10 protein-coding genes are annotated in these 10,134 nt (G+C 68.7%); 2 read left to right on the top strand and 8 right to left on the bottom strand.

The genetic code is table 11. The annotated features are described in order from the left end of the window. Nucleotide 1: 1 nt before the first annotated feature. The 7 genes from nuoE to ACIBL3_RS12630 form a co-directional block, all read right to left on the bottom strand. On the bottom strand, nt 2–808 hold the full coding sequence (gene nuoE, locus ACIBL3_RS12660; RefSeq protein WP_396353435.1) for an NADH-quinone oxidoreductase subunit NuoE: 807 nt from the start codon (nt 806–808) through the stop codon (nt 2–4). Next, entirely contained in the window at nt 809–2,146 is a 1,338-nt protein-coding gene (locus tag ACIBL3_RS12655; RefSeq protein WP_396353434.1) for an NADH-quinone oxidoreductase subunit D, read from the bottom strand. After that, nucleotides 2,146–2,853, bottom strand: coding sequence for an NADH-quinone oxidoreductase subunit C (locus ACIBL3_RS12650; RefSeq protein WP_396353433.1), 708 nt, complete (start codon nt 2,851–2,853; stop codon nt 2,146–2,148). The genes ACIBL3_RS12655 and ACIBL3_RS12650 overlap by 1 nt, the downstream gene beginning before the upstream one ends. Next, nucleotides 2,850–3,404 (bottom strand): NuoB/complex I 20 kDa subunit family protein, encoded by a 555-nt coding sequence (locus ACIBL3_RS12645; protein ID WP_396353432.1) that lies wholly within the window; start codon nt 3,402–3,404, stop codon nt 2,850–2,852. The genes ACIBL3_RS12650 and ACIBL3_RS12645 overlap by 4 nt, the downstream gene beginning before the upstream one ends. 3 nt (nt 3,405–3,407) lie before the next feature. After that, nucleotides 3,408–3,767: an NADH-quinone oxidoreductase subunit A gene (locus ACIBL3_RS12640; protein ID WP_132147066.1), complete on the bottom strand. Its 360-nt coding sequence runs from the start codon at nt 3,765–3,767 to the stop codon at nt 3,408–3,410. 116 nt (nt 3,768–3,883) lie between these two features. Beyond that, the gene (locus tag ACIBL3_RS12635) at nt 3,884–5,197 is read right to left on the bottom strand and encodes a geranylgeranyl reductase family protein (RefSeq protein ID WP_396353431.1); all 1,314 of its coding nucleotides are present in this window, start codon (nt 5,195–5,197) and stop codon (nt 3,884–3,886) included. A 159-nt stretch (nt 5,198–5,356) separates the two neighbouring features. Next, nucleotides 5,357–6,055, bottom strand: coding sequence for a demethylmenaquinone methyltransferase (locus ACIBL3_RS12630; RefSeq protein ID WP_396353430.1), 699 nt, complete (start codon nt 6,053–6,055; stop codon nt 5,357–5,359). A 143-nt stretch (nt 6,056–6,198) separates the two neighbouring features. Between ACIBL3_RS12630 and ACIBL3_RS12625 the strand changes: the two genes are divergently transcribed. Then, a complete protein-coding gene (locus ACIBL3_RS12625) occupies nt 6,199–7,461 on the top strand; it encodes an isochorismate synthase MenF (protein ID WP_396353429.1) in 1,263 nt (420 codons plus the stop codon). 2 nt (nt 7,462–7,463) lie between these two features. After that, nucleotides 7,464–8,084, top strand: coding sequence for an MBL fold metallo-hydrolase (locus tag ACIBL3_RS12620; RefSeq protein WP_396353428.1), 621 nt, complete (start codon nt 7,464–7,466; stop codon nt 8,082–8,084). Here ACIBL3_RS12620 and ACIBL3_RS12615 read toward each other — a convergent pair. Next, nucleotides 8,077–10,122 carry an SGNH/GDSL hydrolase family protein gene (locus ACIBL3_RS12615; RefSeq protein ID WP_396353427.1) on the bottom strand — a complete coding sequence of 682 codons (2,046 nt, stop codon included), beginning with the start codon at nt 10,120–10,122 and terminating at the stop codon, nt 8,077–8,079. The two genes, ACIBL3_RS12620 and ACIBL3_RS12615, sit on opposite strands and share 8 nt — an antisense overlap. Nucleotides 10,123–10,134 lie beyond the last annotated feature (12 nt).

The following is a 10,134-nucleotide window of genomic DNA, read 5'->3' as shown; positions in this document are numbered from 1 at the left end:
GTCAGTCCTCCTTGCGCGGGTCGTCGGTGTGGACGGCCTGCGACTCACGTCCCGGCTGGTCCTCGGGACGCGGACCCGGAACGGCGTCGAGCGGCGCCGGCGAACCGCCGCGGCCACCCGGAGCCGTCCAGTTCCGCTCGCGGGCCAGCCGGAGACCGGCCAGCGTCGCCTTGCCGCCGGTCGGGCCCTCGTCGGCCCGGCCGTCCGGGAACCCGGCGAGCACCCGCTCGGCCTCGCGCCAGGTGCAGATGGTGGCGCCGCGCGGCGACTTCACCTCGGCGCCCTCGCGCAGGTCGTCGACCAGCTGGGTGGCCGACTCCGGCGTCATGTCGTCGAAGAACTCCCAGTTCACCATCATCACCGGCGCGTAGTCGCAGGCGGCGTTGCACTCCAGGTGCTCGAGGGTGATCTTGCCGTCCTCGGTGGTCTCGTCGTTGCCGACGTCCAGGTGCTGCTTCAGCCGCTCGAAGATCAGGTCGCCACCCATCACGGCGCACAGCGTGTTGGTGCAGACGCCGACGTGGTAGTCACCGACCGGGCGGCGCTTGTACATCGTGTAGAAGGTCGCCACCGCGGACACCTCGGCACCGGTCAGCCCGAGCACCTCGGCACACGCCTCGATGCCCTCCGGGGTGACCCGGCCCTCGACCGACTGCACCAGGTGCAGCATCGGCAGCAGCGCCGACCGGCCCTGCGGGTAGCGGGCGGCCAGCTCGCGCATCTCCGCGATCGTGGTGTCGGTGATGTTCGAGTCACCGGTGCTGTACGGCACCGGCTTGTCGGTTGCAGTCGCGTGGTTCTCGGCCATCTATCGGTCCACTCCACCCATCACCGGGTCAAGGCTGGCGACGGCGACGATCACGTCGGCGACCTGGCCGCCCTCGCACATGATCGGCATCGCCTGCAGGTTTGCGAAGGACGGGTCACGGAAGTGCGCCCGGTACGGCTTGGTGCCGCCGTCGGAGACCACGTGGCAGCCGAGCTCGCCGCGCGGCGACTCGATCCCCACGTAGGCCTGCCCGGCCGGCACCCGGAAGCCCTCGGTGACCAGCTTGAAGTGATGAATCAGGGCTTCCATCGACTCGCCCATGATGTGCTTGATGTGGTCGAGCGAGTTGCCCATCCCGTCGGTGCCGACGGCCAGCTGGCTCGGCCAGCCGATCTTCTTGTCGGCCACCATCACCGGCTCGCCCTCCATCTTGGCCAGCCGGTCGGCGCACTGCTCGACGATCTTCAGCGACTCGTGCATCTCCTGCAGCCGGACCCGGAACCGCCCGTAGGAGTCGGCGGTGTCCCAGGTCGGGACGTCGAAGTCGTACGTCTCGTAGCCGCAGTACGGCTGGGTCTTGCGCAGGTCCATCGCGTACCCGGTCGAGCGCAGCGGCGGGCCGGTGATGCCCAGCGCCATGCAGCCGGCCAGGTCCAGGTAGCCGACGTTCTGCAGCCGCCCCTTGAAGATCGGGTTCGCGTTGCACAGCTCGGCGTACTCGGGCAGGTGCTTGTTCATCCAGGTGATGTACTCGCGGATCTTGTCCAGCGCACCCGGCGGCAGGTCCTGGGCGACCCCGCCCGGCCGGATGAACGCGTGGTTCATCCGCAGGCCGGTGATCAGCTCGAACAGGTCGAGCGTCATCTCCCGCTCCCGGAAGCCGATCGTCATCACGGTGAGCGCGCCGATCTCCATGCCACCGGTGGCGATGCAGACCAGGTGGCTGCTGATCCGGTTGAGCTCCATCAGGAGCACCCGCATCACATTCGCCTTGTCCGGGATCTGGTCCTCGATCCCGAGCAGCCGCTCGACCGCGAGGCAGTAGGCGGTCTCGTTGTAGAACGGCGACAGGTAGTCCATCCGGGTGCAGAACGTGACGCCCTGCGTCCAGGAGCGGAACTCCATGTTCTTCTCGATCCCGGTGTGCAGGTAGCCGATGCCGCAGCGGGCCTCGGTCACCGTCTCGCCGTCGAGCTCGAGGATGAGCCGGAGCACGCCGTGGGTGGACGGGTGCTGCGGGCCCATGTTGACGACGACGCGCTCTTCGGGCTCCTCGCCGAGGCCGGCCACGACCGAGTCCCAGTCCTGGCCGGTGACGGTGAAGACCTTGCCCTCGGTGGTGTCGCGAGTGGTCGCGTACGGGTCTGTTGTGGTCATCAGTTGTACGACCTCCGCGTGTCGGGCGGCGGGATGACGGCGCCCTTGTACTCGACGTCGATACCGCCGAGCGGGTAGTCCTTGCGCTGCGGGTGGCCCGGCCAGTCGTCCGGCATCTGGATCCGGGTCAGCGCCGGGTGACCGTCGAAGATGATGCCGAAGAAGTCCCAGGTCTCGCGCTCGTGCCAGTCGTTGGCCGGGTAGACCGAGACGATCGACGGGATGTGCGGGTCGGCGTCCGGGGCGGACACCTCCAGCCGGATCCGCCGGTTGTGCGTCATCGACATCAGGTGGTAGACCGCGTGCAGCTCGCGGCCGGTCTCGTTCGGGTAGTGCACGCCGCTGACGCCGGAGCAGAACTCGAACCGCAGCGCCTCGTCGTCGCGCAGGTGCTTGCAGACCTCGACCAGGCGCTCGCGCTGGACGTGCAGGGTCAGCTCGCCGCGGTCGACCACGACCTTCTCGATCGCGCCGTCGCCGACCAGGCCCTCCAGCCGGTCGGTCGCGCCGTCGAACCAGGAGCCGTACGGCTTCGGCGTACCGCCGGGCAACGCGACCTGGCGGCGCAGGCCGCCGAAGCCGGAGGTGTCACCGGTGCCGCGGACACCGAACATGCCCTTCCGCTGGTCCACCACCTCGGCCGCCGGGGTCTGAGCGTCACCGGCCGCCGACGTCGCCGGCAGGTTCTCGGGTTGCGTGTCGCTCACCGGAGCAGCCCCTTCATCTCGAGGGTCGGCGAGGCTGCCAACGCGGCCGCCTCACGCTCCTGCAGCTCCGCCCGCTTGTGCGCGCCGAGCTTGCTGTGCTGGATGTCGTCGTGCAGCTTGAGGAACGCGTCCAGCAGCATCTCCGGCCGCGGCGGGCAGCCGGGCAGGTACATGTCGACCGGGACCACGTGGTCCACGCCCTGCACGATCGCGTAGTTGTTGAACATGCCGCCCGACGACGCGCAGACACCCATCGCGAGCACCCACTTCGGGTTCGGCATCTGGTCGTAGATCTGACGCAGTACGGGCGCCATTTTCTGGCTCACCCGGCCGGCCACGATCATCAGGTCGGCCTGCCGCGGCGACGCCCGGAAGACCTCCATGCCGAACCGGGCGGCGTCGTACCTCGGCGCGCCGGTGGTCATCATCTCGATCGCGCAGCAGGCCAGCCCGAAGGTTGCCGGCCACAACGACGCCTTCCGCATGTAGCCGGACAGGCCCTCGATCGTGGTCAGCAGCACGCCGGCCGGAAGCTGTTCCTCAACACCCATGGCTCAGTCCCACTCCAGTCCGCCGCGGCGCCACACGTAGGCGTACGCGACGAAGACGGTGACGATGAAGATGACCATCTCGATCAGCCCGAACAGCGCCATCTGGTCGAAGGCGACCGCCCACGGGTAGAGGAAGATGATCTCGATGTCGAACACGATGAAGAGCATCGCGGTGATGTAGTACTTCACCGGGAACCGCCCGCCACCGACCGGTTGCGGGGTCGGCTCGATCCCGCACTCGTAGGAGTCGAGCTTGGCCCGGTTGTAGCGCTTGGGTCCGACCAGCGCGCTCGTCACCAAGGTGCCCGCCACGAAGATCGCCGCGAGCACACCGAGAACGAGGATCGGTACGTAAGGGTGCATCGGGTTCGTGCTCCCTCCTTCAGCCGGTGGTCTGTCTGTCTGCGTTTCCGGTCAGCTGTGTTACCAGCACTGTGTTATCAGTACCGCTGTGGCCCATCTCACTCGCCCCGCCGGTTTCAGGCGGCCGGGGCGACCTTGGTGAGCCCGTTGATGATCTTGTCCATCACGTCGCCGTCGCGCGGGTCGGTGAGGTTGGCCAGCAACTTCAGGGTGAACTTCATCAGGGTGGTGCGCGGCAGACCGTACTTCGTGCACAGCCGCATCACCTCCGGATTTCCGATCAGCTTCACGAAGATCCGGCCGAGCGTGTAGTAGCCGCCGTACTCCTGCTTCAGCGCCTTCGGGTACGCCGACAGCGCGCGCTCGCGCTGGTTCGGCTGCCGGTGCAGCGCCTGGGCGGCGACCTCGGCGGCGAACGCCCCGGACTCCATCGCGTACGGGATGCCTTCGCCGTTGAACGGGTTGACCATGCCGCCGGCGTCGCCGAGCAGCATCAGGCCGCGGGTGTAGTGCGGCTGCCGGTTGAAGCCCATCGGCAGCGCCGCGCCCCGGATCGGGATGGTCTGGAACTCGTCCCGGAACTGCCACTCCTCCGGGGTGTTCTTCAGCCACTGCTTCAGCAGGTCGGAGTAGTCGACCTTGCCGAACGCCTCGGACGTGTTCAGGATGCCGAGGCCGACGTTGACGGTGCCGTCGCCCATCCCGAAGATCCAGCCGTAGCCGGGCAGCAGGTTGCGCTGGCCCGGGTTCTGCGGGTCGTCGGCCCACAGCTCCAGCCACGACTCGAGGTAGTCGTCGTCGTGGCGCGGGCTGGTGAAGTAGGTGCGGACGGCGACCCCCATCGGGCGGTCGTCGCGCTTGTGCAGGCCCATCGCGATGCTGAGCCGCGACGAGTTGCCGTCGGCGGCCATCACCAGCGGCGCGCGGAACTCGACGTCGGCGCCGGCGCGGCGGCCGTTGTCGTCGACCGGCTTGGCGGTGACGCCGACGATGAAGCCCCGGTCGTCCAGGATCGGGGCGGTCACGTTGGTCCGCTCGCGCAGCCGGGCGCCGGCCTTGACGGCCTGCCGGGCGAGCATGTCGTCGAAGTCCATCCGGTTCCGGGTCAGCCCGTAGTTCGGGTGGCTGGACAGGTCCGGCCAGTCGAGCTGGAGCACGTGCCCGGCACCCTGGATGCGGAGGCCGTAGTTGCGGATCCAGCCGGCCTCTTCGGAGATGTCGATGCCCATGTTGATCAGCTGCTTGGTGCCGCGCGGGGTGAGCCCGTCGCCGCAGACCTTCTCCCGGGGGAACGCGGTCTTCTCCAGCAGCAGGACGTCGAGTCCGGCGTTGGCCAGGTGGTACGCGGCCGCCGATCCTGCGGGTCCGGCGCCGACGACGATCACATCGGCGGTCTCCGCCTGCTGCCCGCTCGGCACGCTCTGGCTCATCTCGATTCCCGGCCTGGAAGGTTTCATGGGGCTATGTGCGCTCGTGAAGGGATTCACGAAGCCTCGACACCCGACAGTCTAGGACTGCCTGACTCGGACACGAAACCGGCCCACTTCCCCTTGTCCACAAGCGATTTACGCGCGATTTTCCTTGCGTAATTAAGCGGGCTTGACCGCCCGGTGGATGGCCACCAGGCCACCGGTCAGATTGCGCCACTGCACGCGAGTCCAGCCGGAGGCCTCGATCGCGCGTGCGAGCGGCTCCTGCGGGAGCCAGGCCCGGGTCGACTCGGCCAGGTACTCGTAGGCCTCCGGGTTCGTCGACACCACCTTCGCCACCGCCGGCACGGCGCGCATCATGTACTCCAGGTACACCACCCGGAACGGCTTCCAGGTCGGGTGCGACTGCTCCAGTACGACGAGCCGCCCGCCCGGCCGGGTCACCCGGAGCATCTCCTGGAGCGCGACCGTGACGTCGTTCACGTTCCGCAGCGCCCAGGAGATCGTCACCACGTCGAACGTGTCGTCCGCGAACGGCAGCCGCAGCGCGTCCCCGGCGACCAGGTCCAGCCCCGGGTTGCGCCGCTTGCCGACCCGCAGCATGCCGACCGAGAAGTCGCACGACACCACCTCGGCGCCTGCCTCCAGCAACTTGATGCTCGACGCACCGGTCCCGGCGGCCAGGTCGAGGATCTTCATCCCCTTCCGGGGCGCGATCTCGGCGAACGTCTGCGGCCGCCAGTGCAGCTTCTCCAGGCCCATCGTCGCGACCGCGTTCGTCCGGTCGTACCCCTCGGCCACGTTGTCGAACATGGCCGCGACGGCCTGCGGGTCCTTGCTCAGATCTGCGCGGGTCACCTGTCTAGTTGATCACGGCCTCGACGGGCTCCGAAATTCGCCGGACATCGGGCAGGCATACGCTTGCATCTCGTGAGGGGTATCTCCAGGGAACCGGCCGGCCATCGAGACCCGGGGCCACGCCGTGAGCGAGGAGTGGTGCGGTGAGCTTGTCCGAGCCGGTCGGGAGCCAGGCTCCCCATCTGGTCATCCGCAGCCAGCGGGTCGACGGAGTGTCGGCCCAGCTGATGGACCATCTGCCGGCCGAGGGCGGGCTGGCCTGGGTACGGCGCGCCGACGGCCACGTCGGCTGGGGCGTCGCCGCGCGGCTCGACGTTGCCGGTGGCAACCGCTTCCAGGAGGCGGTGACCTGGTGGCAGAACCTGGTCGCGGCCGCGGTGGTTCGCGACGAGGTCGGCGTACCAGGGTCCGGGCTGGTCTGCTTCGGATCGTTCGGGTTCACCGACAACGACCCGAGCGAGCTGGTCGTGCCCGAGGTGATCGTCGGCCGCCGCGGCGGGACCACCTGGGTGACCACGATCTCGCCGGCGTCCTCACTGGCCGTGCCGCCGGAGCTCGCCGTTCACGAGCCGTCACCGGTGTCCGACGTCGCGTTCGCCGACGGCGCCCGGTCCGGCACCGACTGGTCGAGCATCGTCGCCGACGCGATCAAGCGGATCACCGCCGGCGAGCTCGACAAGGTGGTGCTGGCCCGCGACCTGATCGCGATCGCCGAGCAGCCGATCGACCTGCGCTGGCCGTTGCGCCGGCTCGCGTCGGCGTACCCGAACTGCTGGACGTTCTCCGTCGACGGGCTGATCGGCGCGACTCCCGAGCTGCTGGTCCGGCGGGAGAAGGGCCTGATCACGTCCCGGGTGCTGGCCGGGACCATTCGCCGTACCGGCGACGACGCGCACGACCTCGCGCTGGCCGCGTCGCTGGCGCGGTCCAGCAAGGACCTCGAGGAGCACGAGTTCGCGGTCCGCTCGGTCGCCGACGCGCTGAAGCCGCACTGCAAGTCGATGAACGTCCCGGAGACCCCGTTCGTGCTGCACCTGCCGAACGTGATGCACCTGGCCACCGACGTGGCCGGCGTCGCGAACAACGGCGCCTCCGCGCTCGGCCTGGCCGCCGCGCTGCACCCGTCGGCCGCGGTCTGCGGTACGCCGACGGACCTGGCGCGCGACCTGATCGGTGAGATCGAGGGGATGCGCCGTGGCCGGTTCAGCGGACCGGTGGGCTGGATGGACGCGGCGGGCGACGGCGAGTGGTGCATCGCGCTGCGCTGCGGTCAGGCCGACCCGGACGACCCCCGACGGATGCGCCTGTTCGCCGGCGCGGGCATCGTGGCCGGCTCCGACCCGGTCGCCGAGCTCGCCGAGACGAACGCCAAGCTGGTTCCGATGAGAGACGCGTTGGGAGACTGACTGTGAAGCTCACGAAGTTCGCGCATGCCTGTGTCCGGCTGGAGAAGGACGGCAAGGTGCTGCTCGTCGACCCGGGAACGTTCAGCGAGGACGCGGTCTTCGAGCGCGCCGACGCGATCCTGGTCACCCACGAGCACCCCGACCACCTGGACGTCGAGCGCATCGCTGCCCTGGACGCGCCGATCTACACGAACGCCGGCGTCGCCGCTCAGCTCGAGGACCTCGGCGACCGGGTCACCGTGGTCGCCGACGGCCAGTCCTTCGAGGCGGCCGGCTACGCAGTACGTGCCTATGGCAAGGACCACGCCGTCATCCTCCCGGAGCTCGGCGTCCCCTGCGAGAACGTCGGCTACCTGATCGAGGACGCCGTCTACCACCCCGGCGACTCCTTCACCCGACCCGACCGCGAGGTCCACACCAACCTGGTGCCGATCTCCGGTCCGTGGTTCTCACTCCCGCCGGCCATCGAGTACGCCCGTACGGTCAAGTCCCAGCAGACCGTCGGCATCCACGACGGCCTCCTCAACCCGGTCGGTCTCGGCATGCTCAAGCGCTTCCTGACCGAACACGGCGGCCACCCTTACCTCGCCCTCACCCCAGGCGAGTCCACGGAGCTCAGCTGAGGAGCGAGGCCCGGATCGCCTCCTTCACAGAGCGAAGGCGGTGGAGGATGCCGTTGCCGTTGCGGTAGCGGCCCAGCTCGGCCAGCCAGATCGCCCAGGCGCCAAGCAGGCCAAGGGCGACGAACGGTGCGACGTCCTTCAGCCAGTCGCTGGTCTCGCGCACAACCCACTTTCGGGCTGCACTGGCACAGCTCAGACCCGTCTGCTGGACGTCGAGCTCGGTCAGACCGCACTGTGGCTCGGTCTGCAGGGTTTCGTCGTTCGTCGCCGGTACGGTGTGCTCCTGCGCCGGCAGGGCCTGGGATGCGATCCAGTCCGCGAGGACCGTGCTCATCCGGGCGTGGCCGTCCTCGTCGGGGTGCAGGCTGTTGTGCACCCAGTTCTTCGGGTTGATCTGCGCCTCCGCCGAGCCGTTCATGGACTGTGCGCTCAGGAAGTTGACGCCGGTCTTCGGCCCGTGGTCGCACAACCGCAACTGCGCGTCCTCGAGCGCGGTCGGCATCGTGTTCAAGTACTTGAACTTCGCCGCTGCGGCCTCGACCCGCACCACGTTGTTCAACCGGCTGACGAAGGTGTGGACGAATCCGATCTCGGTCTGGGACAAGGCGACGTCACCGCACTTGTTGTCGCCCAACGGGTCTGGATACGGCACCACGACCACGGGGATGTCGGCGTTCGCCTTGGCGAGGATCGCGTTGAGACCCGCGTAGGTCGCCTTGAGGGAATTCTGCACGTTGGCAAGGTTGCTGAGCCAGAGACCCGACTGGGTGGCGCAGTTCCCCGGAGCCAGACAGGTGAGCCCGATGGTTGCGAACCCTGAGTCGTTTCCGCCGATGGACAACAGGATCAGTCCGACCTTCGAGGGGTCAGCCTGCACGAGCGACTCGAGCTGCTCGAACTGGGTCCGACCCGGGCCGCCGATCGGCTCGCCGTCGTACTGCGGTTTGCCGCGGTTCTCCCGTGTGTTCAGGTGCACGGTCCGGGCGCCTGAGCAAGCGAAGGAGACGACCCCGCCCGGGAACTCCCGCTTGCCCGCATCACTGCGCCCGTAGACGAAGGGGTACGCCGTCGACGCGCGCCGGCACTCGTTCTCCCCGGAGTCGTCCGTGCCGGTGTAGAAGGCCTCTGCGCCCTCGCCTGACATGTAGGAGTCGCCGAGGGCCACAAGGACGCGACCATTCGCTGCCGCGGGAGGTCCGGACACCTGGTCCGCTCCCAGAGCAGTCAGCACGACCAGTACGGCGGCGACCAGCAAGGTGTCCGCAGGCGTCTTGGCGGTGATCAGACCGACGAACAGAAAGGCGCCGACCGCTGCGAACACGAACGGCGTGTAGATCTGCCCCGGGGCAGCGAGGATCGCGACCACGGCGATCGCCACGGCGACGATCCCGAATCCGGAGAGCAGGATGATCGTCTTGCGGCGTCGTACGAGGTCGCTCGGTTTGCGCAACACGTCTTCTGACACCAGCGAGACACCGACAGGGGCCAAGAGCATCGAAAACGCCAGCAGGCCCAGCGCCAGCCTCGGCATCCTGGGTGGCTCTACGCCGCCCGGAACGAGCAACAGCCAGGCGGCGAGGAACAGTGCGGAACAGGCGGCGAGCACCCCTGGCCCGCGCGCGGGTGCCCAGCGTGTGCTGCTGCGCGCGACCAGCAGAAGGTGCCCCGCGGCCACGTACGCAACGATCCCGCCGATCAGGCCCAGGCCGTCGACCTTGGCGACGAAGAACCAGACAGCGACGAGGACAAGACCGATCGCGAGTACGGCGACCGCCAGCCAGACGTCGCGGCTGCGGCGGGCGGGCCTGGCGTCATCTCTGCGTCCGAGGAGCTGCAGGATGCTCAAGACGACCAGGGCAGAGCCCAAGGCGATGTAGAAGGCGCCCGGTGCACTGCCGCCGATCAGGTTGAAGCCGATGACCACCAGCAGGCCAAGGAGCAGCGGGCCCCAGACCTGCCACCGTTTGGCGTTGTCGATCCAACTCTCCTGGGGCGGCGGGTTCGTCGGCGCTGTGGTTGCTTCTGACTGTGTTGTCATCAGACACCCCCT

Source organism: Kribbella sp. NPDC050124, from assembly GCF_044460355.1.
GTDB lineage: Bacteria > Actinomycetota > Actinomycetes > Propionibacteriales > Kribbellaceae > Kribbella.
This window is presented reverse-complemented; position numbering and strand designations above follow the sequence as displayed.